General features: G+C 65.8%; 28 protein-coding genes. 11 read left to right on the top strand and 17 right to left on the bottom strand.

What is annotated here, in order from left to right; all coding sequences use genetic code 11:
* Positions 1 to 10: 10 nt before the first annotated feature.
* From LB572_RS21975 to tsaD, 6 genes are all read right to left on the bottom strand, one after another.
* Entirely contained in the window at positions 11 to 436 is a 426-nt protein-coding gene (locus LB572_RS21975) for a DUF1761 domain-containing protein (protein ID WP_224669184.1), read from the bottom strand.
* A 51-nt stretch (positions 437 to 487) separates the two neighbouring features.
* Entirely contained in the window at positions 488 to 1186 is a 699-nt protein-coding gene (locus LB572_RS21970; RefSeq protein WP_224669183.1) for a class I SAM-dependent methyltransferase, read from the bottom strand.
* The gene (locus tag LB572_RS21965) at positions 1141 to 1566 is read right to left on the bottom strand and encodes an EVE domain-containing protein (RefSeq protein WP_140803729.1); all 426 of its coding nucleotides are present in this window, start codon (positions 1564 to 1566) and stop codon (positions 1141 to 1143) included. Before LB572_RS21965 ends, LB572_RS21970 begins: the two co-directional genes overlap by 46 nt.
* Positions 1567 to 1660: 94 nt before the next feature.
* A complete protein-coding gene (locus LB572_RS21960; RefSeq protein ID WP_224669182.1) occupies positions 1661 to 1957 on the bottom strand; it encodes a YciI-like protein in 297 nt (98 codons plus the stop codon).
* Between the two features lie 18 nt (positions 1958 to 1975).
* A complete protein-coding gene (locus LB572_RS21955; protein WP_224669181.1) occupies positions 1976 to 2980 on the bottom strand; it encodes an NAD(P)H-dependent glycerol-3-phosphate dehydrogenase in 1005 nt (334 codons plus the stop codon).
* A complete protein-coding gene (gene tsaD / locus LB572_RS21950) occupies positions 2977 to 4062 on the bottom strand; it encodes a tRNA (adenosine(37)-N6)-threonylcarbamoyltransferase complex transferase subunit TsaD (RefSeq protein ID WP_224669271.1) in 1086 nt (361 codons plus the stop codon). The genes LB572_RS21955 and tsaD overlap by 4 nt, the downstream gene beginning before the upstream one ends.
* Before the next feature lie 101 nt (positions 4063 to 4163).
* Between tsaD and hemC the strand changes: the two genes are divergently transcribed.
* The 6 genes from hemC (at position 4164) to LB572_RS21920 (ending at position 10192) form a co-directional block, all read left to right on the top strand.
* On the top strand, positions 4164 to 5087 hold the full coding sequence (hemC, locus tag LB572_RS21945; protein ID WP_224669180.1) for a hydroxymethylbilane synthase: 924 nt from the start codon (positions 4164 to 4166) through the stop codon (positions 5085 to 5087).
* A gap of 1 nt (position 5088) precedes the next feature.
* The gene (locus LB572_RS21940; RefSeq protein WP_224669179.1) at positions 5089 to 5799 is read left to right on the top strand and encodes a uroporphyrinogen-III synthase; all 711 of its coding nucleotides are present in this window, start codon (positions 5089 to 5091) and stop codon (positions 5797 to 5799) included.
* Positions 5800 to 5898: 99 nt separating this feature from the next.
* Positions 5899 to 7356: a COG4223 family protein gene (locus tag LB572_RS21935; protein WP_224669178.1), complete on the top strand. Its 1458-nt coding sequence runs from the start codon at positions 5899 to 5901 to the stop codon at positions 7354 to 7356.
* Between the two features lie 10 nt (positions 7357 to 7366).
* Positions 7367 to 8932, top strand: a complete 1566-nt coding sequence (locus LB572_RS21930) for a heme biosynthesis protein HemY (RefSeq protein ID WP_224669177.1) — start codon at positions 7367 to 7369, stop codon at positions 8930 to 8932.
* A 45-nt stretch (positions 8933 to 8977) separates the two neighbouring features.
* Entirely contained in the window at positions 8978 to 9457 is a 480-nt protein-coding gene (locus LB572_RS21925; RefSeq protein WP_224669176.1) for a TerB family tellurite resistance protein, read from the top strand.
* Positions 9458 to 9475: 18 nt separating this feature from the next.
* On the top strand, positions 9476 to 10192 hold the full coding sequence (locus LB572_RS21920; RefSeq protein ID WP_224669175.1) for a glutamine amidotransferase: 717 nt from the start codon (positions 9476 to 9478) through the stop codon (positions 10190 to 10192).
* 55 nt (positions 10193 to 10247) lie between these two features.
* On the opposite strand, the gene LB572_RS21915 is transcribed toward LB572_RS21920, so the two are convergent.
* Positions 10248 to 10514, bottom strand: a complete 267-nt coding sequence (locus tag LB572_RS21915; RefSeq protein ID WP_224669174.1) for a hypothetical protein — start codon at positions 10512 to 10514, stop codon at positions 10248 to 10250.
* Between the two features lie 130 nt (positions 10515 to 10644).
* Between LB572_RS21915 and LB572_RS21910 the strand changes: the two genes are divergently transcribed.
* The gene (locus tag LB572_RS21910) at positions 10645 to 10908 is read left to right on the top strand and encodes a hypothetical protein (RefSeq protein WP_224669270.1); all 264 of its coding nucleotides are present in this window, start codon (positions 10645 to 10647) and stop codon (positions 10906 to 10908) included.
* A gap of 108 nt (positions 10909 to 11016) precedes the next feature.
* On the opposite strand, the gene LB572_RS21905 is transcribed toward LB572_RS21910, so the two are convergent.
* From LB572_RS21905 to LB572_RS21875, 7 genes are all read right to left on the bottom strand, one after another.
* Complete coding sequence (locus tag LB572_RS21905) at positions 11017 to 12255, bottom strand: MFS transporter (RefSeq protein WP_140803752.1); 1239 nt, start codon at positions 12253 to 12255, stop codon at positions 11017 to 11019.
* 152 nt (positions 12256 to 12407) lie between these two features.
* Positions 12408 to 13508: a pyridoxal phosphate-dependent aminotransferase gene (locus LB572_RS21900; RefSeq protein ID WP_224669173.1), complete on the bottom strand. Its 1101-nt coding sequence runs from the start codon at positions 13506 to 13508 to the stop codon at positions 12408 to 12410.
* Between the two features lie 124 nt (positions 13509 to 13632).
* Positions 13633 to 14094: a MucR family transcriptional regulator gene (locus tag LB572_RS21895; RefSeq protein ID WP_140803756.1), complete on the bottom strand. Its 462-nt coding sequence runs from the start codon at positions 14092 to 14094 to the stop codon at positions 13633 to 13635.
* A 207-nt stretch (positions 14095 to 14301) separates the two neighbouring features.
* Positions 14302 to 15006 (bottom strand): ROK family protein, encoded by a 705-nt coding sequence (locus tag LB572_RS21890; RefSeq protein ID WP_140803758.1) that lies wholly within the window; start codon positions 15004 to 15006, stop codon positions 14302 to 14304.
* Between the two features lie 15 nt (positions 15007 to 15021).
* Positions 15022 to 16398, bottom strand: a complete 1377-nt coding sequence (zwf, locus tag LB572_RS21885; RefSeq protein WP_224669172.1) for a glucose-6-phosphate dehydrogenase — start codon at positions 16396 to 16398, stop codon at positions 15022 to 15024.
* Positions 16399 to 16411: 13 nt separating this feature from the next.
* Positions 16412 to 17422: a phosphogluconate dehydrogenase (NAD(+)-dependent, decarboxylating) gene (gene gnd / locus LB572_RS21880; RefSeq protein WP_140803762.1), complete on the bottom strand. Its 1011-nt coding sequence runs from the start codon at positions 17420 to 17422 to the stop codon at positions 16412 to 16414.
* A gap of 51 nt (positions 17423 to 17473) precedes the next feature.
* Positions 17474 to 19885, bottom strand: a complete 2412-nt coding sequence (locus LB572_RS21875; protein WP_224669171.1) for a glucan 1,4-alpha-glucosidase — start codon at positions 19883 to 19885, stop codon at positions 17474 to 17476.
* Between the two features lie 196 nt (positions 19886 to 20081).
* Here LB572_RS21875 and LB572_RS21870 point away from each other — a divergent pair, with 196 nt between their 5' ends.
* From LB572_RS21870 to LB572_RS21855, 4 genes are all read left to right on the top strand, one after another.
* Complete coding sequence (locus LB572_RS21870; RefSeq protein ID WP_140803766.1) at positions 20082 to 21098, top strand: ABC transporter substrate-binding protein; 1017 nt, start codon at positions 20082 to 20084, stop codon at positions 21096 to 21098.
* Positions 21099 to 21239: 141 nt separating this feature from the next.
* Entirely contained in the window at positions 21240 to 22703 is a 1464-nt protein-coding gene (locus tag LB572_RS21865) for a sugar ABC transporter ATP-binding protein (RefSeq protein WP_224669170.1), read from the top strand.
* Position 22704: 1 nt separating this feature from the next.
* Entirely contained in the window at positions 22705 to 23682 is a 978-nt protein-coding gene (locus LB572_RS21860; protein WP_224669169.1) for an ABC transporter permease, read from the top strand.
* Positions 23683 to 23685: 3 nt separating this feature from the next.
* Positions 23686 to 24633 carry an ABC transporter permease gene (locus LB572_RS21855; protein ID WP_224669168.1) on the top strand — a complete coding sequence of 316 codons (948 nt, stop codon included), beginning with the start codon at positions 23686 to 23688 and terminating at the stop codon, positions 24631 to 24633.
* An 11-nt stretch (positions 24634 to 24644) separates the two neighbouring features.
* Here LB572_RS21855 and ppa read toward each other — a convergent pair whose 3' ends face one another.
* The 3 genes from ppa to LB572_RS21840 all read right to left on the bottom strand — a co-directional run bounded on the left by ppa (position 24645) and on the right by LB572_RS21840 (position 26855).
* Complete coding sequence (gene ppa, locus LB572_RS21850; RefSeq protein ID WP_140803774.1) at positions 24645 to 25178, bottom strand: inorganic diphosphatase; 534 nt, start codon at positions 25176 to 25178, stop codon at positions 24645 to 24647.
* A gap of 227 nt (positions 25179 to 25405) precedes the next feature.
* Positions 25406 to 25915: a GNAT family N-acetyltransferase gene (locus LB572_RS21845; protein ID WP_040991512.1), complete on the bottom strand. Its 510-nt coding sequence runs from the start codon at positions 25913 to 25915 to the stop codon at positions 25406 to 25408.
* A gap of 301 nt (positions 25916 to 26216) precedes the next feature.
* On the bottom strand, positions 26217 to 26855 hold the full coding sequence (locus LB572_RS21840) for a TPM domain-containing protein (RefSeq protein ID WP_224669167.1): 639 nt from the start codon (positions 26853 to 26855) through the stop codon (positions 26217 to 26219).
* Positions 26856 to 26876: the final 21 nt, after the last annotated feature.

Below are 26876 nucleotides of genomic sequence, written 5' to 3'. Positions count from 1 at the left end.
GAGGCGCGCCTCAGCCCGCGGGCGCGCCCGGCGCGCCGAACCAGCCGATGACGGCGCCGATGATCAGCATCACGCCCAGCCAATGGCCGGCATCGATCAGCGTCAGGGCCCAGCCGAAGCCTTCATAGCGGTGGTTGGCGGTGAGCGTGGTGGCGATGAAGCCGAGCCACAGCACGAAGCCGAACAGCAATCCCGCGATCGGGTTCGGCTCGCCGCCGGTGATCGCGCCCACCACCAGCGTCAGCACGAGCGCCATGATGAGCTCGGCGACGAAGCTGACGACGAAGGGAACGGCAGAGCGCTTCATGGTGGCGGGGTCGAGCCTGGCTGCCTTCAGCCAGGGCTTGCTCAAGCCCATGTACCAGACGGCGCCGAACAACCATGCGACGACGGCGGCGACAATCACCGCCAGCCAGTTCACGACCGAAAAATCCATGCTTTTCCCCTCCAGATCGAGACGCGATGGAACGCTTGTTCGCCCGTCGCGTCAAGCAAGGCGCCAGACGGTCGTGCGCTTGACCTCGGCGTCCTCCAGGACCCGCGTCACCGGAACCTGGTAGACGGCAAGCGATTGCAGTCCGGTCCTGGGGAGGTAGGCGCGGCCCGGATCGCCGACGAGGATCTCGGCGCCGCGCGCCCGCAGGCTGGTGAACCAGGGCAGCAGCCGGTCGGCGAAAGCCTTGTCGTAGAAGACGTCGCCGGCAAGCACGACGTCCCAGCCATCGTCGGAACCGACGCAATCCGTGCCTCGGAATTGCGCCTCCACGGCGTTGGCTTCGAGGTTGATGGCGATTGCCGTTTCGCAGAACGGGTCGATATCGGCCGCGACCACCCGCGCAGCACCAGCTTTCATCGCCGCTATCGCGACGAGGCCAGAACCGGAGGCGAAGTCGAGCACGCGCCTGCCGCGCACGGTCCCGGGATTGTCGAGCACATAGCGGGCGAGACCCTGGCCGCCGGCCCAGGCGAAGGCCCAGAAAGGCGGCGGCAGGCCGATCTCGGCCAGTTCTTCCTCGGTGCGCAGCCATAGATCATGCGCCTCGTCGGCGAGGTGCAGAAGCACTTCCGGCACATGCGCCGGCGCCATCAGCGCCGTGTTGTCGAGAATGAACTTTTTCGCGCTTTTCGGCGCGAGCTTCGTCACGGTGCCGGGTTGAGCTCGGCCATGCGGCAGACCTCTTTCCATTCGGCCGGCGTCACCGGCTGCACGGAAAGCCGGCCAAGCCGCACCAGCGCCATCTCGGCGAGCTTGGGATTGGCCTTGACCTGTTCCAGCGTCACCGGCTTGGGCACTTCCTTGAAGGCCCGGATGTCGACGCATTCCCAGCGCGGATCGTCGGTGGTGCTGTCGGGATGCGCCAGCGCGCAGACCTCGGCGATGCCGACGATGTTGAGCCCCTCGTTGGAATGATAGAAGAAGCCGAGATCGCCGATCTGCATCGCCTTCATGTTGTTGCGGGCGGCGTAGTTGCGCACGCCGTCCCATTGCGTGCCGGCTTTGCCTTTGGCCTTCAGCGCCTCGAAGGAAAAGACCGAGGGTTCGGACTTGAACAGCCAGTAATTCATATCGTTTGTCCCGTTGCCATTGTCGGCGCGCCGTGCACGGCGTTGCCGCCTATGCTTACTCTCTCGCCGGCGCCGCGGCGAGGGCGGCGAAGGATCACGCGCCGGCGGGCTTCTGGAACACCCAGTTCCACGGACGGATCTGGACGCTCTCGAACAGGCCGGCCCTGGCGTAGGGGTCGGCGGCGGCCAGGGCCTGGGCGCCAGCCATGTCCGGCGCCTCGATCATCACTAGGCTGCCGTCCGGCTTGCCATCGGCGTCGAGGAAGGGGCCGGCAAAGGCAAGCCTGCCTTCGCCGATCAAGCCTTCCAGGAACGCCGCATGCGCCGGCCGCGTGTCGACGCGCAGCTGCAGACTGCCGGGCTTGTCCTTGCAAATCAACGCAAACAGCATCTTTCAAACTCCGATGGTTCAGATGTCGGTTTCGGTCTTGAGCGGGCGTGTCATCAGCGCGGTCACGGCCTGGCCGATGGTCACCTTGCCGTCGAGGATGGCGGCGACGGCCGAGATGATCGGCGCATCGATCTGGCGCTCGGCGGCGATGCGGGCGGCAATGCTGGCCGTCGGGACGCCTTCGGCCAGCGGCAGGCCGGCAAGCGGCTTGCCCTGGCCGAGCGCCAGGCCATAGGCGAAGTTGCGCGACTGCGCGGAAGAACAAGTGAGCAGCAGGTCGCCGAGGCCGGAAAGCCCCATCAGCGTCTCCGGCCTGGCGCCGAAGGCGGCGCCGATGCGGCGCAATTCGACGAAGCCGCGCGTCACCATGGCGGCCTGGGCGCTGGCGCCAAGGCCCGCGCCGGTGACGGCGCCGGCGGCGATGGCGAAGACGTTCTTCAGCGCGCCGCCGATCTCGACGCCGATCAGGTCGTCGCTGGAATAGCAACGCAGGTTTTCCGCCGAAAAGCGCGCGGCGAGCTCCGCCGCCAGATCGCCGTCGCGAGCGGCGACCACGACGGCCGTCGGCAGGCCGCGCGCGACGTCGCTGGCGAAGCTCGGACCGGACAGTGCTGCCACCGGATTGTCTGGCAGGCTTTCCGTTACGATCGCCGAGAGCAGCGCGCCGGTCTCGCGCTCGATGCCCTTGGCGCAGAGCACCAGCGGCGCTCCCTGAGGCACATGGTTGCGGGCATTGGCCAGTACGGCGCGCAGCGACTGCGCCGGCGTCACGGCGAGCACGCAGTCGGCGCCGTCGAGCGCGGCGGCCATATCGCTGGTGGCCGCGATGCCGGGCGCGATTTGGATGCCGGGCAGATAGCGCGGGTTCTCGCCGCGGGCGACGGCAGCGACGGTCTCAGCGTCGCGCGCATAGAGCCGGACATCATGGCCGGCGCGCAGCATGGCCAGCGCCAGCGCCGTGCCCCAGGCGCCGCCGCCCAGTACCGCGACGCGCCAGCTGCTGATGGATCGCTTGGACGTCATGCCTTGGCACCGCGCCGGCCCGAGCCGACCAGTGGTGCCGAAACACTGTCGAGCGGCCAGCGCGAGCGCGGCACGAAATCGGCGGCGTTCTCGTCGGCGATGCCCGCGCGCAGCCGTTCGATGCCGGCCCAGGCGATCATCGCCGCATTGTCGGTGCAGAGTTTTTGCGGCGGCGCGACGAAGGCGAAGCCGGCTTGCGAACAAAGCGCTTCAAGCGTTGCCTTGATGGTGCGGTTGGCGGCGACGCCGCCGGCAACGACCAGCGCCGGCTTTACCTGGCGAGGGAATTCCCGGCGGAAGCGGGCAAGCGCGCGCGCCACGCGGTCGCCCAATGCGTCGGCCACCGCCGCCTGGAAAGAGGCGCAGATGTCGGCGACGTCCTGGTCGCTCAGCGGCGCGATCGCGGTTGCCGCCTGACGCACCGCCGTCTTGAGGCCCGAGAACGAAAAATCCGGCTGCGCCGAGCCCTTCATCGGGCGCGGGAAGGCGAAGCGGCGCGGGTCGCCACTGGCCGCGGCCTTCTCGACATTCGGGCCGCCGGGATAGGGCAGGCCGAGCATCTTGGCCGTCTTGTCGAAGGCTTCGCCCAGCGCATCGTCGATGGTGGTCGCCCAGCGCTGGTAGTCGCCGACGCTGCGCACCGCGACGATCTGGGTGTGGCCGCCGGAGACGAGCAACAAAAGATAGGGGAAGTCGAGACCGTCGGTCAGCCGCGCCGTCAGCGCGTGGCCTTCCAGGTGGTTGATGGCGATCAGCGGCTTGTTGGCGGCAGCGGCGATCGCCTTGGCCGTCATCAACCCGACGATCAGCCCACCGACAAGGCCTGGCCCCGCCGTCGCGGCGATCGCGTCGACCTCGTCGAGCGACACCTTGGAATCTTCAAGTGCCGCCTCGACAATCCCGTCGAGAGCCTCGACATGGGCGCGCGCGGCGATCTCGGGCACGACGCCGCCGAAGGCCGCGTGTTCCTCGATCTGGCTCAGCACCACGTTGGACAGGATTTCGGGCGCGGAAACGCCGTCCAGCGCCACCACGCTGGCCGCCGTCTCGTCGCAGCTCGTCTCAATGCCCAGAACGCGGATCAATTCGTCGCTAGCCTCAAAGATTGTGTCACCGACCATTCCCAATTAGGAAAAGGCCCGGCAGACCTCAAGCTGCCGGGGGTTATCACGGACCGCGCGCCATGCAAACTTTGAAAATCGGAACACGCGGCAGCCCGCTGGCACTGGCCCAGGCGCATGAGACGCGGGCGCGGCTGATGCAGGCGCATGGGCTGCCCGAGCAGGCATTCGAAGTGATGCCGATCTCGACCAGCGGCGACCGCATCCAGGACCGGCCGCTGTCGGAAGCCGGCGGCAAGGGCCTGTTCACCAAGGAAATCGAGGAAGCGCTGCTCGACGGCCGGATCGACATCGCCGTGCATTCCTCCAAGGACATGCCGACGGTGCTGCCCGATGGACTGGAGCTTATCACTTTCCTGCCGCGCGAGGACGCGCGCGACGCCTTCATCGGCAAGACAGTGAAACGGATCGCCGACCTGCCGCATGGCGCCACGGTAGGGTCGTCGTCGCTGCGGCGCCAGGCGCTGCTTCGCCGCATGCGGCCGGATTTCGAGGTGGTGATGTTCCGCGGCAATGTGCAGACGAGGCTGCGCAAGCTAGATGAAGGCGTCGCCGAAGGCACGATTCTCGCCTATGCCGGCTTGAAGCGGCTCGGGCTCGAACATGTCGTCACCGACCTGATGTCGCTGAAGGATTTCCCGCCGGCGCCGGGACAAGGCGCGATCGGCATCGAAACGCGCATCGGCGACCGCGAGGTCGAGAGGATGCTGGCGGCGATCCATCACGTGCCGACCGGCCAGGCCCTGGCCTGCGAGCGCGCCTTCCTCGCCGCGCTCGACGGCTCGTGCCGCACGCCGATCGCCGGCCATGCGACGGTCTCGGGCGAAAAACTTGATTTCACCGGGCTGATCATCTCGCCCGACGGCACGGAATCGCATGAGGTTCGGCTGGACGGCGAGGCCGCGGGCGCCGCGGAGATCGGCCTGGACGCCGCGCGGACGGTTCGCGCCAGGGCCGGTGCTAAATTCTTCGACGGCTGGGCCTGACATGGTCCGCGTCCTGGTGACGAGGCCGGAGCCCGGCGCGTCGCGCACGGCACGACGCCTCGAAGCCCTGGGATTCCAGCCGATCCTGCTGCCATTGACCGAGACGAGCGCATTGCCGGTCGAGACGACTGTCGGCGATGCGGTCGCGGTCGCCGTCACCAGCGCCAATGCGGTGCGGCATGCGCCCGGGGCGCTGATCGCGGCGCTTGCGCGCCTGCCTTGCCACGCGGTTGGCAAAAGGACGGCGCAAGCCTGCCGTGCGGCGGGATTTTCATCGGTCGCGCAAGGTCCGGGCGATGCCGAAGCGCTGGCCGACGGCATCGCCAACGGCCTTGCCGGCAAGGCGATCGTCTATCTGTGCGGCCACGTGCGCTTTCCGCTGTTCGAGCGCCGGCTGGCGGCGGCCGGCGTGCATGTCCAGGCGATCGAGACCTACGACACAACAGCGATCGACCATGGCGATGCCGATGTGGTCGCCCGGTTGTCGGGCCGGCCGGTCTACGCCGCGCTGCTTTATTCGGCCAAGGCAAGTGCGGCGCTGGTCAGCCTGATCGCGCGGCCTGCGCTACGGCAGCTCTTTGAAAAGACAGAATTCCTGGCACTTTCGGCGCGTGTCGCCGAACCGCTGCAGGGGATCGCCCGTCAAACGATCCGCATCGCCCCGCAGCCAGAGGAAGATGCGTTGCTGGCGCTTTTGTCGCAAACGCGCTGAGCCGCGTCATCACACCGCCCCTTTTCACCGCTTGGTGATGTGCTAGAGCATCCCCTGGACCCTTTGAACCATCCTCAAGCCAGTTCGCGGAGCCCAAGCATGGTCAAGACGCCGAAGATGCGACACTCGAAGACACGGCGCGAGCCGGTGACCATCGAACTCGAGCCCGGCGCCGTCTCGCGAATCACCGACGAGGATGCCGCCAAGGCCGATGCCGCGCAGACCGACGAGGCCAAGGCGGAAGAGGCCGTCGCCGCTTCGCAGCCCGAGGCGCCTGAAGAGCCGATCCACGCCGAGCAGGCCGATATCGAGCCGTGGGAGCATAGCGATGCAGCTCAAGCAGCGGCCGACAAGCCCGAGGCCGGCAAGGACGAGCCGGAAAAGCCATATCCCGGCGGCTCGGATGCACCGAAGAGCCAGCCCAGGGGCTTCGAGTACAATTTCGAGGACGCATCCGCCGCTGGCGCCAGCGCCGCGGCATCGAAAGCAAACGAGACACGGAATGAGGATCGCGTATTGCAACCGTCGCGCAAAACCGGCGTCAACGCCATCGCCGCGGGCGTCATCGGCGGCGTGATCGCGCTTGCCGGCGCCGGCCTGCTGCAGGCGGTGGGCCTGCTTGGCGCGCCGGGGTCGGGCGGCGGATCGCTCGACGGCGTCACTGGCGAGATCGCGTCGCTGAAAAGCGAGATGGCGGCGCTGAAGGAAAGCGGCGACACCGGAGCCACCGCCAAGGTCGACGGTCTTTCGTCGGCGCTCGAGCAGGTCAAGGCCGATGTGGCGGCGCTGAAATCCACCGCAGGACAGAGCGGCGACGGCGCCGCGCTCAAGGCGCTCGGCGACAAGGTCGGCCAGGTCGAGACGGCTGTGGCCGACCTGCGGAAGAACGGCAATGCGGCGCCTGTCGATCTCGGTCCGCTCAACGAGAAGATCGCCGGGCTCGACGCTCAGGTGAAATCGACCGGCGACGCGGCCAAGGCAGAGGACGGTCGGGTCGCGGCACTCGAGCAGTCCGTGTCGCAGCTTTCCGGCAAGGTCGAGGCGCAGGCCTCGCAGCCCAAGATCGCGCTGGCGATCGCGGCTTCGGCGCTGAAGTCGGCGCTCGATCGCGGCGCGCCGTTCGCGACCGAGCTCGACACGTTCGCCGCGATCGCGCCGGATGCGCCGGAACTCGCGACGCTGCGCTCCTATGCCGACAAGGGCGTGCCGACCCGCGCCACCATCGCGTCGGAGGCCGATGCCGCCGCCAACGCTATGGTCGAGGCGGCCAAGCCGGCCGACCAGAATGCCGGCTTTTTCCAGAGCCTGGTGTCGAGCGCGGAATCGCTGGTCAAGGTGCGGCCGGTCGGCGCCATCGAAGGCAAGGGCGCGCCGGAAACCGTCGCCCGCATGGAAGTGGCGGTCACCCAGGGCGACTACGCCAAGGCGCTCGGCGAATATGACACGCTGCCCGATGCCGCGAAGGCCGCCGGCGCCGACTTTGCCGGCAAACTCAAGGCGCGGCTCGACGTCGAAAAGCAGCTCGAAGCGCTGATTGCCGGCGCGACGAAGGCATGAGGACGACACGATGATCCGCCTCCTCGTCTTCCTCGCCGTCGTCTTCGCGCTGGGGCTGGGCTTTGCCTGGCTGGCCGATCGTCCGGGCGAGATGCTCGTCACCTTCAACGGCTACCAGTACCAGGTCACGCTGATGGTTGCGGCGGTGGCGATCGTCGCCGTGGTCGCCGCGGTGATGATCGTCTGGTGGCTGGTGAAGTCGCTGTGGAACAGCCCCTACACGATCTCGCGCTATTTCCGGGTGCGCCGCCGCGACCGCGGCTACCAGGCGCTGTCGACCGGTATGATCGCCGCCGGCGCCGGTGACGGCGCGCTGGCGCGCAAGAAGACCAAGGAGGCCGCGAAGCTGATCAGCTCCGACCAAGAGCCGCTGGTCAACCTGCTCGACGCCCAGGCCTCGCTGCTCGAAGGCGACCATGAGGGCGCGCGCGAGAAATTCGAGCGCATGCTCGACGATCCCGAGATGCGGCTGCTCGGCCTGCGTGGGCTCTATCTGGAGGCCGAGCGGCTCGGCGACCGCAATGCCGCGCGCCACTATGCTGGCCGCGCCGCTGCGGTGGCGCCGCAGCTTGCCTGGGCGGCGGAATCGACGCTCGAGGAGCTGACCGAACGCGGCGACTGGGACGGCGCGCTGAAGCTGGTCGAGGCGCAGAAATCGACACGGCAGATCGAGCGCGACGCCGCCAACCGCCGCAGGGCCGTGCTGCTGACCGCCAAGGCGCAGGCGCTGGTCGACAGCGATCCGAACGCGGCCCGCACAGCGGCGCTCGAAGCCAACAAGCTGGCGCCCGATTTCGCGCCGGCCGCGGTGATCGCCGCCGATCTGGTTATCCGGCAAAACGACGTGCGCAAGGGCTCCAAGATTCTGGAGGCCGCCTGGAAGGCCGAGCCGCATCCCGACATCGCCGAGCTCTACACCCATGCCAGGCCGGGCGACGCCGTGCTCGACCGCCTCAACCGGGCAAAAAAGCTGCAGGAATTGAAGAAGAACCACGCCGAGTCGGCGATGGCCGTGGCGCGCGCCGCGCTTGACGCGCAGGATTACGCGACGGCCCGGCGCGAGGCGGAGTCCGCGATCCGCATGGATCGTCGCGAGGGCGCCTATCTTCTGCTCGCCGATATCGAGGAAGCCGAGACCGGTGACCAGGGCAAGGTGCGGCAGCTGCTGTCGAAGGCCGTGCGCGCGCCGCGCGATCCCGCCTGGGTGGCGGACGGCGTCATCTCCGAGCGCTGGGCGCCGGTGTCGCCGGTCACCGGCAAGCTCGACGCCTTCACCTGGCGCGCGCCGATGGAGCGGCTCGGCCAGCTGATCGACAGCGAGACCGATATCCCGGTGCCGGCAATCACGGCTGCGCCCGCCGCACCGGCCGAAAAGGCGGTAGACATTGTTGCCGATGCGGCGGTCGAGAAGCCGGTGCCGACGAACGGCGGCGAGAAGGACAAGGCGGTGGCCGAGACCGTCGATGAGACGGGAACCATCGGCCAAGGTTCGGAGTTGCCGCATCTCCCGGACGATCCGGGTGTCGCGCCTGACGAGGCTGCGGAAAAATCGCCGCGCCGGTTTCGTTTGTTCTGAGGCTATGTTCTGGAGCCGGTTTTGGTGGGCAGGGAAAAAACATCGATGTTCGAGCGCGTATTGTCCTTCCTGAGGGATCTGCCGGCCGCCGGCGAGGCCAAGCCCAGCGCCGATGATCCGCGCGTCGCGGCTTCCGCGCTGCTCTATCATGTGATGAACGCCGACGGCGTGCGCCAGGACGTCGAATGGGAACGGTTCAAGCAGATCCTGGCCGAGACCTATTCGGTGAGCGGCGCGGAGCTCGATGCGCTGGCCGCGGCCGGCGAGCGTGCCGACAACGAGGCGATCGACCTCTATGCCTTCACCAGCGTCTTGAAGCGCGATCTCGACGCCGAGGCGCGCAAGGCCTTCATCGGCCTGATGTGGGAAATCGTCTATGCCGACGGCGAGCTGCACGAGCTCGAGGACAACACCGTCTGGCGGGTCGCCGAGCTGATCGGCGTCGAGCGCCACGATCGCATCGAGGCGCGCCGCAAGGCGGCGGCCGAGGCGCCCGGCGCGCGGGGCAAGTCGAGCGACGAATAACAGGACCCTTCGCCTTCCATGCCATCCAGACCAAGGCCGAGACCCAAAATCCTGATCGTGCTGCATCAGGAGAATTCGAGCTCCGGTCGCGTCGGCCATATGCTGCTGGAAGAAGGCTTCGATCTCGACATCCGTAGGCCGCCGCTCGGCGACGAATTGCCCGGCACGCTCAACGACCATGCCGGCGCGGTGGTGTTCGGCGGCCCGATGAGCGCCAATGACGAGGACGAGTTCGTCCGCCGCGAGACCGACTGGCTGGAAATCCCGCTCAAGGAAAACCGGCCGTTTCTCGGCATCTGCCTCGGTGCCCAAATGCTGGCCAACCATCTCGGCGGCAAGGTCGAGGGCCATGGCGAGGGGTTGGTCGAGATCGGCTGGTACCCGCTGAAGCCGACCGACGCCGGCAAGAAGCTGCTGCACTGGCCGGAGATGGTCTACCAGTTCCACCGCGAGGGTTTTTCGCTGCCGAAGGAAGCGACGCTGCTGGCAACGGCGGAAACCTATCCCAACCAGGCTTTCCGCTATGGCGACAATGCCTGGGGCATCCAGTTCCATGGCGAGCTGACGCGGGCGATGATGCAGCGCTGGGTGGTGCGCGGCGCGCATCGCTTCGAATTGCCCGGCGCCCAGCCCGGCCGTGACCATCTCGGCGGCCGGCTGATCTGGGACATGCATCTCAAGCGCTGGCTGGGCGAGTTTCTGGGGCTGATTTTTGGCAGGCCGGCGGTGGGATAGGGTAAACCGAATTTGCTTCGAACGGCTGTGCCCGACTCAAAAATTACCTACGCCTTCAAGGATTTTGCTCGCTAGTAAGCTCCTGTATTTTCTCAAGGAGATTTTTGACGAGCAGCCGGTACGCGCGCGTGAGTTCGTCCGGCGACAATTCTACTCTGATGTCGTACTTGCCGGAATAGTTTACCTGCAGGTCGACTGTTCCGAACAGCGTCGTTGCGCCATCGCGAATGTCTGTCGCCACGATCATGTTCGCCAATGGCTGATCCAGCAGAATGACGCCTGGTTCTCCGGGATGATTGTGCGTCGTCGTGCGTATTTTCACAACGTAACCCTCCTATCAGGTGAGAGCCCGCCTCTCCTCATCGGCATCGGGCCTTGTCCAAAATAGAAGCCGTCCCCTCAAAACGCGAGGAACAAAAATGGATGGTATCGGCGCGGCCACCATCTGTGTTATGCGCCGCCCAACCAACCGAAGGACGACACCTGTGAACGAACCGACCTTGGCCGAGGCGACCGAGAATATCTATGCCTCACTCCGAGCCGACAATGCCGATATCGATGCGCATATCGCGACGCTCAAGGCGGCGCTGGCACGGGAGGGGAAAAAACAGGCGGTGTTCGATCCGGCCAAGCTGGTGCAGAAGAACCGTGCCGGCCGCAAGTTGATGCAAGCCTATTTTCGGCAGCGCGGCGTCAGCGTGAGCTTTTCGGAATAGATCTGCTCCCGACCTGAGCTTCCGCATCGGTGCCCTCGCAGCCTAGCCACAAGCCCCATACCCCTAACGGCGGGCCGGTGAGTGCCGTCGACCTGATCTGGAACTCGATCAATTGCGGCTGTTGAGATGCCGCACCTGCCGCAGCGCCGGGAACAGATAGGCCCACAGGCCGGCGACCGCTACGGCGCCGATGCCGCCGATCACCACGGCGGGAACCGTGCCGATCAGCGCCGCCATGGTGCCGGCGCGGAATTCGCCGACCTCGTTGGAGGCACCGACGAAGACCTGGTTGACGGCGTTGACGCGGCCGCGCACCTCGTCCGGGGTCCAAAGCTGGATCAGCGTCTCGCGGATATAGACGCTGAACATGTCGGTGGCGCCGAGCAGGGCAAGTGCCACGATCGACAGCCAGGTGATGGTCGAGACGCCGAACAGCACCGTGACGGCGCCGAACAGCGCGACGAAGCCCAGCATGATCTTGCCGGCATGATCGCGGATCGGATGGCCGGCAAGCCAGACGGCGACGCAGATGGCGCCGATGCCCGGGGCCGAGCGCAACAGGCCAAGACCCCAGGGGCCGAGATCCAATATGTCGCGCGCATAGACCGGAAGCAGCGCCGAGGCGCCCGACAGGAGCACGGCGAAGAGGTCGAGCGAGATCGCGCCGAGCACGATCTTCTCGCCCCAGATATAGCCGAAGCCGGCAAACAGCGTCTGCATGGTCGGCTTGTCGGTGGCCGTCTGCTGGGCGGGCTTCGGGATGGTGAAGATGAGCACAGCGGCGGCGAGCATCAATATGGCGGCGGTCGCGTAGGCGATTTCGGCCGAAACGCCGTAGAGCAGGCCGCCGGCGACGGGGCCGACGATGGTCGCGGTCTGCCAGGCCGACGAGTTCCAGGCGATCGCGTTGGCGAAATCCTCCTGCGGCACCAGATTGGCGAACAGCGAGGACGAGGCCGGGCCGTAGAAGGCCCGCGCAATGCCGAACGCCACCAGCACCATGAAGATCGGCAGGGGGCTGGTCAGGCCGCGCAGTGTCAGAAGCAGCAGACCCAGCGCGCAGCCGGCCTCGACCAGGGTCGCCAGCGTCATGATCAGCCGGCGGCCGAAGCGGTCGGCGACGACGCCGGTGACAAGCACCAGAAGCAGCGAAGGCAGGAACTGGACGATGCCGACAATGCCGAGGTCGAACGGATCGCGGGTCAGGTCATAGACCTGCCAGCCGACGGCGACCGAAACGATCATGGTCGCGAAGGTCGTGAGGAAACGCGCCGTCCAATAGCTGAGGAACGGGCGGTGCCGGAACGCGGCGTAGCGCTGGTCGGGTGACGTTGTTTCGACGGTCATGATCTGAGGCCCCGTTGCGACGATGGCCGGCGGGGCACTTCCACGGTGGGCGCTGGTCCGGCCGCAACCCTTTAGCCCAGTTCGTTTCGCCATGCGCGCAAAAAATCCGCGCCGGATCAAAGAAAATCGAAATTTTCTCCCCGAATGGCGGCTCAGCCTCTCAACGCGGCGGAGATGGCGTGAAGCCCGCCGCGCAGCTCCGCTTCCGTCGGCCAGCCGAAGCCAAGGCGGAAGAAGCGTTTCGGCATCTCGAACCAGTGGCCGGGACCGACATAGGTACCGTGCTCCTCCAGCAGCCTGCTGTAGAACGTGTCGAGGTCGAAGCCGGCATCGACGTTGAGCCGCGGGAAGCCGACGACGCCGCCTTGCGGCCGCACCCAGTCGACAAGAGGCTCGCCGTCGATCCAGGCCTGGACGATGTCGCGGCGCCTGGCCATTTCGGGGAGCAGCGAGGCCAGAAAGCCGTCACGGCGTTCGAGCGTGGTGCGGGCGATCGCTTCGTCGATGACGCTGCCGCAGATGCCGATCTGCTCCTTGGCGGCGAGGAAGGTTTCCTGCAGCTCCGGATCGCGGGTTACCAGCCAGCCGATGCGGATGCCCGGAATGCCGAAGGCCTTGGACAACGAGCAGACGCTGATGGCGGCGGGACTGAGCGAGGCCGCGGCGGGCAGGCGTTCGCTGTAGGAGAGGTCGCGATAGGTCTCGTCGACCAGCAGCCGGCATTTGCGATGTTCGGCGAGCGCAATCAGCGCGTCGAGATCGGCGCGTGTCATCATCGTGCCGGTCGGGTTGTGCGGGCAGGTGACGCTGATCAGTTTGGTGCTCGGCCGCAGCTCTGTCTTGACGCGTTCGATGTCGACGGCAAAGCCCCGGTCGAAATCGAGGTCGACATAGGAGATGGCGCAGCCGATCGCTTTCGGCGTCTCGATGTTGGTGGCGTAGTTCGGCCGCACGACCACGAGATGGTCATTGGGCGACAGCAGCGACGTGGCGATAATGAACAGCGCGCCGGCCGCGCCGGCGGTCACCAGCACATCGTCGGGAGAAACGCCCTTGTCCTGCCCGGCGATCAGCGCCCGCAAGTCCTTGTCGCCGCGATGCTCGCCATAGAACAAGGTGAGGTCGGGCAGCGCGAGGCCGATGTCGGAGAGTTTCTGGTCGGCGATCGAGCTTTCGGAGAGGTTGTAGCGGATGCGGTCGTAGCCGTATTCCTCCGGCGCTTCCTTCTCGATCACCATCCTGGCGTAGTTCATGGCTGGCCTGCTCCCCGGTCTCAGACCGTATCCAAGCCATAAAAGCAGCAAGCCTGCCAAGGCGGATTCCTCGGCAGGCTTGCTTAAACCATTGGTGCAGGCGCGTTATTTCAGGCGAGCGATCTCAGGCGGGCGCCTTGGCCTTTCTGCCTTTGGCCGGCTTTGCCGGCTCCGGTTCCGCCTTGCGGCCGAGGCCGATCGACTTGGCGAGCTGCGAACGCGACGCCGCATAGTTGGGGGCGACCATCGGGTAGTCCACCGGCAAGCCCCATTTGGTGCGGTAGGCTTCCGGTGTCAGGCCGAAATGCACACCGATATGGCGCTTCAGCGATTTGAACTTCTTCCCGTCCTCGAGACAGATGATGTAGTCCGGCGTCACCGAGCGCCTGGGATTGACGGCGGGGGTCGGTGGGGGCGCCGTGGGCACCGCCGGCTGGCTAATCCCGCTGATCGAGGAGGCGACGCTGGCGATCAGTCCGCCCAGGTCCGAAGCGGGCAGGCGGTTTTTCGCGACATAGGCCGATACGATGTGAGCGGTGAGCTCGAGCAGATCGACTTCCTTGGCTGTGCTGGTGTCCTCGTCCACGTAGTCCCTCCATTTTCGCCGCAAGGCCGCGAAAACGATCCGGTTTTCACGGCGTGTAATGTCAAAGCGCTGCGGGCGTTATTGGCGAATTCGAAAAGCCGCAGGGGCCGCAGGCCGGCGAATTCCTAGTCGGCAAATCTGCGCGACGCAACGTTTTGTCGCGTCAATACACGCTGTTTTGAACAATTATACTGAAATGTAACAATATCAGACGATCAGCGCCTTGTCGCGCCATAGACGAAATCCACCCTCGAAAGCGCGAGTGTTGTCGCCGCGCCGGGATTTTTCAGGCAATTCATCGAGCTTGTCGACATTGCCGCCGCCAATCACGACATAGTCCGGCTGCAAGGCGGCGCGAAGCCTGTCGACCACGTCGAAAACGTATCTGCGCCACTTCTTCTTGCCGCGCTTTTCCAGGCCGCGCTCGCCGACATAATCCTCGAAACTCGCTCCCTTTTTGTAGGGAAGGTGGGCGAGCTCCATGGGCTGGCCGACATTCTTGATGATCATGGCGGCGCCAAGGCCGGTGCCGAGGCCGAGGAAGAGCATGCGGCCGCCGTCATAGCTGCCGATCGCCTGCATCAGCGCGTCGTTGACGAGCTTCACCGGTTTGCCGAAGGCGGCGGTGAAATCGTAGCCGTTCCAACCCTTGCCGAGATTGAAGGGGTCGAGCGAGGGCTTGTTGTCGCGCACGGGGCCGGGATAGCCCATCGAGATGACGTCGTAGTCCAAGTCCTCGGCCAGCTTCTTGACCGAAGCGACGACCTGGTCCGGTGTCAGGCTCGGTCCGGACGCGGCGCGGCGCATCTCGCCGCCGGCGCTGGTCAGGATCTTCACATGCGAGCCGCCGACATCGATGGCGAGCACGATCGGATCGCTGCTCGCCGGCGCCTTCCTTGTTGCCTTCGCCATCTTGTCCTCCCGAAGCTATTTCGTCGGATTGATCCAGCCGTCGGGCGGTCCGAAGCCGTTCATGGCATCGGCCGGCCCCCAGGTCTTGGGCGCATAGATCGCCGGCGCCGTGGTGTCGCCGAGCACCGGACCGACGATGCGCCAGGCAAGCTCGGCCGCGTCCTGGCGCGTGAAGAGCTGGCCGTTGCCGTTCATGGCGTCGCCGATCAGCCGCTCATAGGGCGGCATGTCGCCCTTGGTGTCGTCGAGCGCGGTCAGTTCCACCTGCTCGCCGATCATGTCGTCGCCGGGGACCTTGCGCTGGGCGCCGATCGAGATCGCCACCTGCGGGTCGATGCGGAAGCGCACGTAATTGGCGTCGCCCGGCTTGATCGGATCGAAGACGTCGAGCGGCGGCCGCTTCATCCGCACGATCACCTCGGTGGCGTGCACCGGCATGTTCTTGCCGGCGCGGATGAAGAAGGGCACGTCCTGCCAGCGCCAGGTGTCGACGAAGAAACGCACCGCGGCGAAGGTCTCGACCGGCGAATTCGGCCGCACGCCGGGCTCGGCCAGATAGCCGTCGAACTGGCCGCGCACGACATCGTCCTTGGTCAGCGTGCGGATGGCGCGCAGCACCTGCACCTTCTCGTCGATCAGGTCGTCGGCCGAGCGGCCGACCGGCGGCTCCATGGCCAGAAGCAGAAGGATGTTGAGCAGGTGGTTCTCGATGACGTCGCGGATGCAGCCGACATCGTCGTAGAATTTGCCGCGGCCTTCGACGCCGAAATCCTCGGCCATGGTGATCTGGACGCTCTCGACGAAGTTGCGGTTCCAGATCGGCTCGAGGAAGGAGTTGGCGAAGCGGAAATAGAGCAGGTTCTGGATCGCTTCCTTGCCGAGATAATGGTCGATGCGGAAGATCGACTGCTCGTCGAACACCAGATGCAGCACCCGGTTCAGCCAGCGCGCCGACTGCAGATCGTGGCCGAACGGCTTTTCCACCATCAGCCGGGCGCCGCGCGCGGTGCCGGACTGCTCCAATCCTTGCACGACGGTCTCGAACATGGTCGGCGGCACGGCCATGTAGTGCAGCGGCCGCTGCGCGGAACCCAGCGCGGTCTTCAGCTTCTCGAAGGTCGCGCCGTCGCGGTAGTCGCCGCTGACGTAGCGCAGCAGCGAGGCGAGCTTGGAAAAGACCTTGTCGTCGATGCTGCCCAGCGCGGTGACGGCGCCGTCGCGGGCGCGGTCCACCAGTTTGGGGAGTTCCCAAGGCTCGAAGGCGACGCCGATCACCGGCTCGGTCAGCGTCCCCTTGGCGACCATCTGGTAGAGCGCCGGGAAAATCTTCTTATGCGCAAGGTCGCCGGTCGCTCCGAAAAGCACCAGCGTGTCGGACCTCTCCTGGCTCATGCCTTGTCTCCCCTCACGCGCCGGTCTTCTTTTCGAGATGGCCGCCGAAGGCATAGCGCATGGCGGACAGGAGCTTGTCGGCGAATTGCGATTCGCCCTGCGAGGAGAAGCGGTCGAACAGCGCCGAGGACAGCACCGGGGCGGGGACGCCGGTGTCGATCGCGGCCTTCAGCGTCCAGCGGCCTTCGCCGGAATCGGAGACGCGACCGCCGAATTGGGCGAGCGCCGGATCGCTCTTCAGCGCGCCGGCGGTGAGATCGAGCAGCCAGGAGCCGATGACGCTGCCATGCCGCCAGACTTCGGCGACCGCGGGCAGGTCGACGTCGAACTGGTAGTATTGCGGATTTTCGAGCGGGCTGGTCTCGGCGTCGGCGGTGCGCTGCCTTTTGCCGGCATTGGCCGACTTCAGGATGTTCATACCCTCGGCATAGGCGGCCATGACGCCATATTCGATGCCGTTATGCACCATCTTGACGAAGTGGCCGGCGCCGCTCGGGCCGCAATGGAGATAGCCGAAGGGCGCCGTGCCGCCATCCTTAGGCGGATTGGAGCCGGCATCGGCGCCCGGCGCCAGCGTGGCGAAGACCGAATCGAGATGCTTCACCGCCTCGTCGGGGCCGCCGATCATCAGGCAGTAGCCGCGCTCGAGGCCCCAGACGCCGCCGCTGGTGCCGACATCGACAAAGTTGATGCCTTTCACCGCGAGCTTGGCCGCCTGGTCGACGGCATCGTGGTAGTAGGAATTGCCGCCGTCGATGATGATGTCGCCCGGCTCCATCAGCGCCGCGACCTGGTCGACGATCCTGCCGGTGATCGCGGCGGGCAGCATCAGCCAGGCGCAGCGCGGCTTGGCGAGCTTGCCGACGAATTCCTCCAGCGAGGCCGCGCCGACGGCGCCGTCCTTGACCATACCGGCGACGCTTGCCGAATTGATGTCGTAGACGACGCATTCATGGCCATCGCGCATCAGGCGCCGCACCATATTGGCGCCCATCCTGCCCAGTCCCATCATTCCGATCTGCATGGTGTCATCCCGATTGCTTGAGGAAAGGAGAAGTATAATGGCCCTGCTGGATCACGATCGAGTGTCAATGCCGACGCTGAAGTCGACATTCTCCCAACGCATCGCCCCGGGCCAGAAAAAAGTGAAGACGATGGTGGTTCCCGGCTGCAGGCGGTTAACGGGCAAATCCACCAGATGGATGCCGAACGTATTTTCGACCGTCTTGCTGTCCTGCACGGTCAGCCATTTGTCGGTGCTCCAATGGACGACGCCCGGCGCCGACAATTCGACGCGAAGCGCCTTGCCGGCCGGAATGGAGCGGATCTTGTGGTTGAAGCGCCATATCCGCAGCGGCGAGACCGTCTTGCCCTTGATGTAGCGTTCGATGCCCTGCGGCGGCAGGTCGAAGACGGCGCCGTCGCGTAGCGAGCGCAACAGCTTGATGTGCTCGGCATGCGCCCAGACCAGCGGCATGGCGCTGCCGGAAGGGGCGCCCAGGCGCAATTCGCGGTCCGGCATGTCGGGGCGATCCCAGACCTGTTCCGGCAGCAGGCCGCCGGCGCCGGCCGAGCGTTCGAAGGTTTCCAGCAGTTGCGCCGCTTTGTCCTTGCGGCCGGCGGCCAGCTCATAATGGGCGCGCTCGCCGGCGAGCAGCGGCCACGGTCGCCCCCGGCCGGTGCCGTCGAAGGGCGTGCCGTCCTCGTGCTCGCCATAGCCGTCGCAGGTATAGCGGTACCAGAGCGGCCCTTGCGGCAGGTCGCAGCGCAACTCGGCATCGATCGCCTTGACCGTGTTCACGATGCGCGGGTCGTCCGCGGCTCTCAGCCCGAAGCGCACCAGCGCCAGGGCGTCCGGGCTGATGATCGCCTCGGCCGGCTTGTCGGTATCGCCCGGCGGCCGGTTCTTGATCGGCACGAAGCCGTCCTTGGGCGAGGCGGCGCTGCAATCGTCGGGCGGTGCGATGCGGACATAATAGCCTTCGATGCCTGCTCTCGCGCTTGCCTCGGTGCCGGTGACATAAGTCCAGCGCTCGATCTGGTCGTTCCAGCAATCGGCGGTCTCGCGCAAATAGTTTGCCGGCTCATTCTTACCGAAGGCGTCCAGCATGTCGGCGGCTGCGAGCAATGCGGCTATTTCCACGGCCAGCGTGAACGGGCTGTAGCCGGCGTCCTCTTCCCAGCGATCCTCGCCGGTGACCGGGCCGTTGCGCACGACGTAGGAGGCCGCATTCTCGATCATCGGCAGGAAGTCGGCGAGCTTCGACTTCGGCAGGTGGCCGGCGCGGCGCAAGGCGTCGGCAAGCAGCAGCGGAAAGGCGCATTCGTCCATCTGGATGCCGGGCCAATAGGCCGTGCCGTCGGACCAGACATTCTGCGGCCAGTGGCCGTCGGGCTGCTGGATCGAACGCAGATAGGTGAGGATCTGCAGCGCCTGCCTGGCGTCGCCGGCGGCGAGGAAGCCGCCCGCCGTCTCGACCAGGTCGCGCGGCCAGATGAGGTGATAGCCGCCGAGGTCGTCGTCGCCCTTGTTGAACCCCCAGGGGATCGACAGGCTGGCGACGGCGGCGCCGGGCCTGGCGATCGACAGATGCGTTGCCAGCACCGCCGTGCTGGCGCGGTAGGTGTTCAGACCGGAGGCGGCGTGGCGGTCGAGTTTTTCCAGCCCTGCCTGGAATGCCCGCCAGTTGTCGACATAGGTTTTCGCGGCCGGCTCGAAACCCTGTTTCAGGCTTGCAAGCGCAAGGTCGGCGGCTTCCTCCGGCGAAGCGCCGAAGCCGAGCGCCAGCAGGGCAACCGCCTTGCCGGCCGAAAAGCCGATCTCGCCGGTCAGCGCGACATTGCCGTTTTCCGCTGCCTGACAGGAAGGATCGAGCGCGCCGTTGTCGTGCAGCTGCTGCCAGCCGTCGGAAAAGCCGACATAGCTGGCCGAGCAGGCGCCCCAGGGCAAGGAGGAGGCGAGCGCGAGCGAGACGCCGCGTCCGGTGGCAAAGAGAAGGCGCTGCCCCTTGTGCTCGCCGATCCAGGCGGTGTTGCCCATGCCGGCATTGACGAGATGCGGGGCCAGCAATGCGTAGACGCGATAGTCGGCCGCCCGATCCTTGAGGACGGTGAAACGCACTTCTTGCAGCAAGACAGGTCGTTTCGAATCCGTAACGATACGCTTCTCGATCCGGTAGGCGCCGTCGGAAGCGGTGTTGGTCAGCTGGTAGCCGGGGATGCCGTCCTCGAAAGGTTCGATGGTGTGTGCCGCATCGCGCTTCTCTTCGGAAAAATAACCGCCTGGACCGGTGACGATCAGCCCCAGGTCGCGCGTGCAGGCGCTGTCGAGGCGCGGATAATAGAGTTCGTTCAAAATGCCATGGCTGATGGTGAACCAGAGCCGGCTTTTTGCCGAAAGCGCGGTGCCGACGCCGCTTTTGGCGCTTGATGTCCAGCGCGCCGGAATCCCGGGCGCGCCCTTTGCAACGGTCGGCGTCACTGCCATGCATTGGCCTCCTGCCACGTTCCTAGACCAGGAGTCGCCGCCTTTTCAATCGTGGCACCGCAAGTTGATCGGGGCAGCGCCAATGCTTTGCAGTTGACAGCTTGCGGTTCCTCTGAATTTGTCTGACAATAGATAAAAAACAGGGAATAAGCGTTACGACCATCCGTCAAGACCAGCAAACTCGGGAGGAACCGACATGAAGAAACTGCTCGTATTGAGTGCATTCGCGGCGATGCTCGCCTCGGGCACCGCGCTTGCCGACACCAGCGGCAAGAAGATCGCCTTCTCCAACAATTATGCCGGCAATTCGTGGCGCCAGGCGATGCTCGACAGCTACGGCATCGTCACGAAGAAGGCAGTCGACGACAAGATCGTCGGCGCGGCGGACGTCTTCACCACCGCCGACAAGGAAGTGCCGACCCAGGCCGCCCAGGTGCAGAACCTGATCCTGCAGGGCTATGACGCCATCGTCATCAACGCCGCTTCGCCGGATGCGCTGAACGGCGCCATCAAGCAGGCCTGCGATGCCGGCATCACCGTCGTCTCCTTCGACGGTACCGTCACCGAGCCCTGCGCCTACCGCGTCGTCGTCGACTTCAAGGACATGGGCAAGCAGGAAGTCGAGCAGATGGCCAAGTTCCAGCCCAAGGGCGGCAATCTGCTGGAAATCCGGGGTCTTGCCGGCACCTCGATCGACGATGCCATCCATGCCGGCATCCTCGAAGGCGTCGCCGCCCATCCGGAGTTCAAAATCGTTGGTTCCGTGACCGGCGACTGGGACCAGACCACGGCGCAGAAGGCGGTGGCGACCATCCTGCCGTCGCTGCCCGATGTCGTCGGCATCGTCGACCAGGGCGGCGACGGCTATGGCGCCGCGCAAGCCTTCGCCGCCGCCGGCAAGCCGCGCCCGACGATCATCATGGGCAACCGCCAGGACGAGCTGAAGTGGTGGAAGGAACAGAAGGAGAAGGACGGTTACAAGACCTGGTCGGCCTCGATCGCGCCCGGCGTGTCGACGCTGGCCTTCTGGGTGGCGCAGCAGGTGCTCGACGGCCGCAAGGACATCCCGCATGACCTGCTGGTTCCGTATCTGGCCTTCACCCAGGACGATTTCGAGGCCGCGCTGCCGAACATCAAGGAAGGCGGCGTCGCCACCCACGAGTACACGCAGGAAGACGCCATCGCGGCGATCAAGGCCAACATCAAGCAATAGAGTATGATCCCGAAAAGTGTTCGGCGGTTTTCGGAAAAGATCATGCTCAAGCAGCAGACGAAGTGGGGTGACGTTTCGAAGAAAGATCATCCCACTTTGGGCGCGTTGCCGTCCGCATCGCCAACCGGATAAAAGTTGAGGATGCTTCAGGCTATTGCAGACATCGTCAGGCTGGACGGCGCCGAAAAGCATTTCGGCGCCGTTCGGGCGCTTAACGGCGTCGACTTCCATGTCGGCGCCGGCGAATGCGTCGGGCTGGTTGGGCATAACGGCGCCGGCAAGTCGACGCTCATGCATATGGTGGCGGGCACGCTGCGGCCGGATGGCGGGCAGATCGCCGTGCGCGGCAACCAGGAGGCAAGCTATTCGGTGGCACGCGCGCTCGAGCTCGGCATACGCTGCGTCTTCCAGGAATTGTCGCTCTGCCCCAATCTCAGCGTCGCCGAGAACACCCGCATCAATCATCCCTCGCTCGCCGGTTTCGGCTGGCGGCGCAGGGCTGCCGATCTCATCCGCGCCAAGCTCGACGAAATCTTCCCGGACCACGGCATTTCGGCGGACGACATCGCCGGCGACCTTTCGATCGGCAGGCGGCAGATGGTCGAGGTGGCGCGCGCCTTCACGCTGACCCGCGAGCCGCTGCACCTGGTCATCCTCGACGAGCCGACCTCTTCGCTCGACGCGCATACGGCGGGGCAGTTGCTTTCCTTCGTACGCCGTTTCGTCGAAAAGGGCGGCAGTTGCATCCTGATCTCGCATGTGCTGGGCGAGGTGCTGCAGAACGCCGACCGCATCGTGGTGATGCGCGACGGCAAGGTGGTCGCGGCGGATGCCGCCAGCGCCTTCGATCGCGATAAGCTGGTCGCCGCCATGGGCGGCGCCGAAGGGCATCACAAGGCCGCCGCCGAGGCCCGCAAGAGCGAGCCCGGCGCGCTCAGGGTGCGGGCGCGCGCGGTCAGGCAGCAGGACGATAAGGAACTTGTCGCCCGCGCCGGCGAGATCATCGGCCTCGCCGGGCTTTCCGGCCACGGCCAGACCGACCTTTTGCTGGCGATCTTCTCGGCCGCCTCCCGCGCCAAGGCCGGCATCGAGGTGACGGCGCCGGTCGCGCTGGTCGCCGGCGACCGCCAGTCGGACGGCATCTTTTCGCAATGGTCGATCGCGCAGAATATCGGCATCCGCTCGCTGGCCCGCCTGCGCAGCGGACTGCTGATCTCGCCGCAGCGCGAGGCGGAGCTCGCCGAATTCTGGAAGCAGAAGATCGGCATCCGGACGCCGGACATGAACAACAACATCTTCTCGCTGTCGGGCGGCAACCAGCAGAAGGCGCTGTTTGCCCGCGCGCTCGGTTCCGACGCCGAGATCGTGCTGATGGACGACCCGATGCGCGGCGTCGACATCGGCACCAAGCTCGAAGTCTACGACCTCGTGCGCGAGGAGGCCGCCAAGGGCCGAACCTTCCTCTGGTACACAACCGAGACCGAAGAGCTCGACAATTGCGACCATGTCTATGTCTTCAAGAACGGTCGCATCGTCGCCAATCTGCGGCGCGACGAGCTGACGGAGGAAAAGATCATCCAGTCCTCGTTCGGCGATGCGGCCTGAGATGACGGCGATCGCTCCCGGCACCGTCCCGAAATCCTCGCCGCGCGGCAGCGCCGCCCGGGCGCGCATGCTGCGCGGCCTTTTGCCGGCTTTGTCGCTGGCGCTGGTGCTGATTGCGATCGCCTGGCTCAACCCGCGCGCCATCAGCTATTTCGGCTTCAACCTGATGCTCAACCTGGCGATCCCGATCGCGCTGGCGACGATCGCGCAGATGTTCGTCATCGCCGGCAACGAGCTCGACCTGTCGATCGGCACGTTTGTCGGCTTCGTCGGCTGCGTCACCGCGACTTGGCTGAGGGATGCGCCGCTCATCGGCATCGTGGTGCTCATCGGCTCGATCGGCGTCTATGCGCTGCTCGGCGCGCTGATCCACCTGCGCAATTTGCCGTCGATCGTGGTGACGCTCGGCATGAGCTTCGTCTGGCAGGGTCTTGCCATCCTCGTGCTGCCCAAGCCGGGCGGCAAGGCGCCGGACTGGCTGCTTGCGATCATGTCCTTCAAGCCGCCTTACATCCCGTTCCCGATCCTGGCGGCGCTGCTGATCGCCGCGGTCGTGCATTTCGGGCTGATGCGCACGTCCTACGGCGTCATCCTGCGCGGTTCCGGCGGCAACGCCGCGGCGCTGAGGCGCGCCGGCTGGTCGCTGCTCAGGACCAAGATCGCGCTGTTCGCGCTGACCGGCCTGTTCGGCGTGCTTTCCGGCATGGCGCTGATCGGCATCACCACCTCGGCCGACGCCAATATCGGCAATGGCTACACGCTGCTTTCGATCGCCGGCGTCATTCTCGGCGGCGGCGAGTTCGTCGGCGGCCGGGTGTCGCCGATCGGCGCGGTGCTCGGCGCGCTGACGCTGGCGCTGGCCGCCTCGCCGCTCTTGACCTTCATGCACATCCCGCCCGACTGGCAGGTGGCGGCCAATGGCGCGATCCTGATCATCGTGCTGGCGGCGCGGGTGCTGATCAGCCGCAGGGAGCGGTAGGCGATGGCCTCGTTGCGTATGGTGCTTGAAAAGCCCTGGCTCTGGTCCTTCGTCGGCGCGTTGGTCGTCTGGCTGGCAACGATTGCCTTCACCGGCGGCTACGGCGCCGGCGGCATGGTCACGGCGGCGCTTTCGCTGGCCGTCTTCACCGTCATCGTCGGCGTCGGCCAGATGTTCGTCATCACACTGGGGCCCGGCAATGTCGACCTGTCGTTGCCGGCCAATATCGGGCTGGCAAGCGCGGTCGCCATGAAGGTGATGGGCGGCAGCGACGCCATGATCGTCGTCGGGCTATTGGCGGCACTCGCCTGCGGCGCCGCGATCGGCGCCATCAACTATCTGCTGATCTGGGCGCTGCGCATCCCGCCGATCATCGCCACGCTGTCGGCGAGCTTCATCATCCAGTCGGTCGACATCAGCTACGGACGCGGTCTGCAGATCAAGCCGCCGCCGGGTTTCGCCGACTTCACCAACTGGCAGGTGCTGGGCATTCCGGTGCTGGCGATGCTGACGGTGGTCTTCACGATCGGCGCGGCACTTGCGCTGCAGCGCATGATCTACGGCCGCTCGGTGCTGGCGATCGGGCAGAACATCCGCGCCGCCTGGCTCGCCGGCGTCAATGTCGGCCGCATCCGCTTCCTCACCTACACGCTGTGCGGCGCGCTGGGCGGCATCGACGGCGCGCTGCTTGCCGGCTATTTCCGCGGCGCCAACGTCGATATCGGCAACGAATATCTGCTCGCCTCGATCGCGGTCGTGGTCATCGGCGGCACGTCGGTCGCCGGCGGCAAGGCGAACGTGCCGGGCGTCTGGGGCGCCGGCCTGTTCCTGGTGCTTCTGCTCACCATGCTCAACACCTTCGGCGTCAGCGCCGGCGTGCGGCTGGTGCTGACGGGGTTGATCATCGTCGGGGTGATCACCGCGGCGGGCGGCGAGAAGCCGGTGCGATAAGCGCCTCCGCCCTACTTAGCCGCCTTGGCCCGGGCGATCGCGTCGACGATCATCTTCTTGGCGTATTTGGAATCGTGCCAGCCCTCGATCCTGACCCATTTGCCGGGCTCGAGGTCCTTGTAATGCTCGAAGAAGTGCTGCACCTGCTGGCGCGTGATCTCGGGCAGTTGCGTGTATTCGGTGACGTTTTCATAACGCAGCGTCAGCTTCGGCGACGGCACGGCGATGATCTTTTCGTCCTGGCCGGCATTGTCTTCCATGATCAAGACGCCGATCGGCCGCACATTGATGACGCAGCCCGGCACCAGCGCGCGCGTGTTGCAGACCAGGACGTCGATCGGGTCGCCGTCGCCGGACAGCGTGTGCGGCACGAAGCCGTAATTGCCGGGATAGCGCATGGAGGTGTGCAGGAAGCGGTCGACGAACAAAGTGCCGGCCTCTTTGTCCATCTCGTATTTGATCGGCTCGCCGCCGATCGGCACCTCGATGATGACGTTGACGTCCTCAGGCGGGTTCTTTCCGGTGGCAATCGCTTCGATACGCATCGCTAAAATCCCTCTCTCGATTGCAAGACCGATAGCGGGCCAAGCGTCATGGTGCAATGCGGTGAATAGCACTGAACGCTAATGGAAACGCACAGTTTGTGATGGGCTGTAACCTAAAACGCGTCGCGATCTTTCAGATTCGCTCCTTGCGCTTAAGGCTTTTGATTTTGCGCATGTCCTTGCCCCGAAACCGGTTCCCACTTTCGGGAGACATGCTTTAGGCGAAGCTAGTCATTCCAGACGAAAGCCACTTTCTTCAGCGCCTTTTGCTCGAAGACCTCGACGCCTTCGGCGATATCGCGGCCGCCATTGCCGGCATAGAAGGCCAGGGCGTTGTGGTTGTCTTCCAGCGCCCACACCACCAGGCCGCGCAGGCCGTGGTCGGCGAGGCGGGCCTTGGCTGCCTTGAACAGCCGGCTGCCGAGCCCGATGCCCTGATATTCCGGACGCAGGTAAAGCTCGTAGATCTCGCCCTGCTGCCTGAGCTCGCGGGCGCGGTTCTTGCCGATCGTGGCATAGCCGGCGACCGTTCCGCCGATCTCGACTACCAGCACGGTGGCCGCGCGGCGAATCGCGTTGGCCCACCAGTCGACGCCCCGACGGTTGATCATCGAGGTCAGCGTGCGGTGCGGGATGATGCCGGAATAGGCGCCGCGCCAGGCCTGCTGGTGCACCTCGGCGATGGCGCTAGCGTCGCGCGGCTCTGCCTTCCGGATGTCGATCGTCAGCGTGTTCATGATTGGTTAACCATAAACCCGCATCGGCTGATTGCAAAGAGTCCGCCATACCCGTTCGGCGCTTTCGCACAGGCGAAAGGCGCATGGGCGGACAAGGCGTTCATTTCCGTGAAATCGGCGCAAACGCCGGGGATTGGCTGGAGCCGCCCCAACCTCGTCATTCTATGGCGGAGCAAGGAGCGAAGCGACGCGGCGCAGACCATAGAATGACGATCGCGATGGGCGTTTCGGCCAATCTCCAAGGCATGCCGCCTGCCAACGCAACAGAGCCTATCGGTCAAGATCCCAATGTGGGAACTGGTCAGATTTCGACGAGGTGATCGTCGAGCTCGTTGGTGTCGCCTTCGGTGACCGGGAAATGCTCGGCGAGCACCGCGCCGACCGTGCCGATGGCCTTGACGAAGCCGTCCGCCAGCCGGTCGTCGCCGGCATGTTTCGTCAGCTCGCCGACCACGCCGTCCCAGACATGCTGGCCCACCTTGGCGTTGATGCCTGAATCGGCGACGATCTCGCCATAGCGCTCGGCGATGGAGACGAAGATGAGCACGCCGGTGCGCGCTTGCGTGCGGTGGACGTTGCGGGCCAGGAACTGCTTCATCGCATTGGCGTGCGCCGCCTGATAACGCAGCCTTCTCGGCACGAAATGAATGCGCAAGGCGGGCAGGAGCCAGAGCAGGGCGAGCGCCGAGGCCAGCGCCAGCAGCTGCGCCAGCACGAAATGCGGCAGCCGGATGGACAGCCACCAGGCCTCCAGCCCATAGGCGACCGCAAGGCTGGCGATGAACAGGCCGATCGTCGTCGTGAAAGCGGCCGGAAAGAAGTAGCCGTCGCTCGAACGGGCGACGACGCAGTAGATCTCGCCGTCGGTCTTCAACTCGGCCGTCCGGATCGCCTCGGCGATTCGGTCATGGTCCTCGGCGCTGATCGGTCGCGTTGCCATGATGCCTCACCAGCTTCCCGA

This window comes from Mesorhizobium sp. BH1-1-5 (assembly GCF_020165615.1).
Lineage (GTDB): Bacteria > Pseudomonadota > Alphaproteobacteria > Rhizobiales > Rhizobiaceae > Mesorhizobium.
Note: the sequence above shows the minus strand (reverse complement) of the source record. Positions and strands in the feature narration are given on the sequence as shown.

Bases quoted from the DNA above. Each gene is read 5' to 3' on its own strand.
- LB572_RS21975 (WP_224669184.1), bottom strand. From the start codon at position 436: ATGGATTTTTCGGTCGTGAACTGGCTGGCGGTGATTGTCGCCGCCGTC.
- LB572_RS21970 (WP_224669183.1), bottom strand. From the start codon at position 1,186: ATGGAAAGAGGTCTGCCGCATGGCCGAGCTCAACCCGGCACCGTGACG.
- LB572_RS21965 (WP_140803729.1), bottom strand. From the start codon at position 1,566: ATGAATTACTGGCTGTTCAAGTCCGAACCCTCGGTCTTTTCCTTCGAG.
- LB572_RS21960 (WP_224669182.1), bottom strand. From the start codon at position 1,957: ATGCTGTTTGCGTTGATTTGCAAGGACAAGCCCGGCAGTCTGCAGCTG.
- LB572_RS21955 (WP_224669181.1), bottom strand. From the start codon at position 2,980: ATGACGTCCAAGCGATCCATCAGCAGCTGGCGCGTCGCGGTACTGGGC.
- hemC (WP_224669180.1), top strand. From the start codon at position 4,164: ATGCAAACTTTGAAAATCGGAACACGCGGCAGCCCGCTGGCACTGGCC.
- LB572_RS21940 (WP_224669179.1), top strand. From the start codon at position 5,089: ATGGTCCGCGTCCTGGTGACGAGGCCGGAGCCCGGCGCGTCGCGCACG.
- LB572_RS21935 (WP_224669178.1), top strand. From the start codon at position 5,899: ATGGTCAAGACGCCGAAGATGCGACACTCGAAGACACGGCGCGAGCCG.
- LB572_RS21930 (WP_224669177.1), top strand. From the start codon at position 7,367: ATGATCCGCCTCCTCGTCTTCCTCGCCGTCGTCTTCGCGCTGGGGCTG.
- LB572_RS21925 (WP_224669176.1), top strand. From the start codon at position 8,978: ATGTTCGAGCGCGTATTGTCCTTCCTGAGGGATCTGCCGGCCGCCGGC.
- LB572_RS21920 (WP_224669175.1), top strand. From the start codon at position 9,476: ATGCCATCCAGACCAAGGCCGAGACCCAAAATCCTGATCGTGCTGCAT.
- LB572_RS21910 (WP_224669270.1), top strand. From the start codon at position 10,645: ATGCGCCGCCCAACCAACCGAAGGACGACACCTGTGAACGAACCGACC.
- LB572_RS21905 (WP_140803752.1), bottom strand. From the start codon at position 12,255: ATGACCGTCGAAACAACGTCACCCGACCAGCGCTACGCCGCGTTCCGG.
- LB572_RS21900 (WP_224669173.1), bottom strand. From the start codon at position 13,508: ATGAACTACGCCAGGATGGTGATCGAGAAGGAAGCGCCGGAGGAATAC.
- LB572_RS21890 (WP_140803758.1), bottom strand. From the start codon at position 15,006: ATGGCGAAGGCAACAAGGAAGGCGCCGGCGAGCAGCGATCCGATCGTG.
- zwf (WP_224669172.1), bottom strand. From the start codon at position 16,398: ATGAGCCAGGAGAGGTCCGACACGCTGGTGCTTTTCGGAGCGACCGGC.
- gnd (WP_140803762.1), bottom strand. From the start codon at position 17,422: ATGCAGATCGGAATGATGGGACTGGGCAGGATGGGCGCCAATATGGTG.
- LB572_RS21875 (WP_224669171.1), bottom strand. From the start codon at position 19,885: ATGGCAGTGACGCCGACCGTTGCAAAGGGCGCGCCCGGGATTCCGGCG.
- LB572_RS21870 (WP_140803766.1), top strand. From the start codon at position 20,082: ATGAAGAAACTGCTCGTATTGAGTGCATTCGCGGCGATGCTCGCCTCG.
- LB572_RS21865 (WP_224669170.1), top strand. From the start codon at position 21,240: ATGCTTCAGGCTATTGCAGACATCGTCAGGCTGGACGGCGCCGAAAAG.
- LB572_RS21860 (WP_224669169.1), top strand. From the start codon at position 22,705: ATGACGGCGATCGCTCCCGGCACCGTCCCGAAATCCTCGCCGCGCGGC.
- LB572_RS21855 (WP_224669168.1), top strand. From the start codon at position 23,686: ATGGCCTCGTTGCGTATGGTGCTTGAAAAGCCCTGGCTCTGGTCCTTC.
- ppa (WP_140803774.1), bottom strand. From the start codon at position 25,178: ATGCGTATCGAAGCGATTGCCACCGGAAAGAACCCGCCTGAGGACGTC.
- LB572_RS21845 (WP_040991512.1), bottom strand. From the start codon at position 25,915: ATGAACACGCTGACGATCGACATCCGGAAGGCAGAGCCGCGCGACGCT.
- LB572_RS21840 (WP_224669167.1), bottom strand. From the start codon at position 26,855: ATGGCAACGCGACCGATCAGCGCCGAGGACCATGACCGAATCGCCGAG.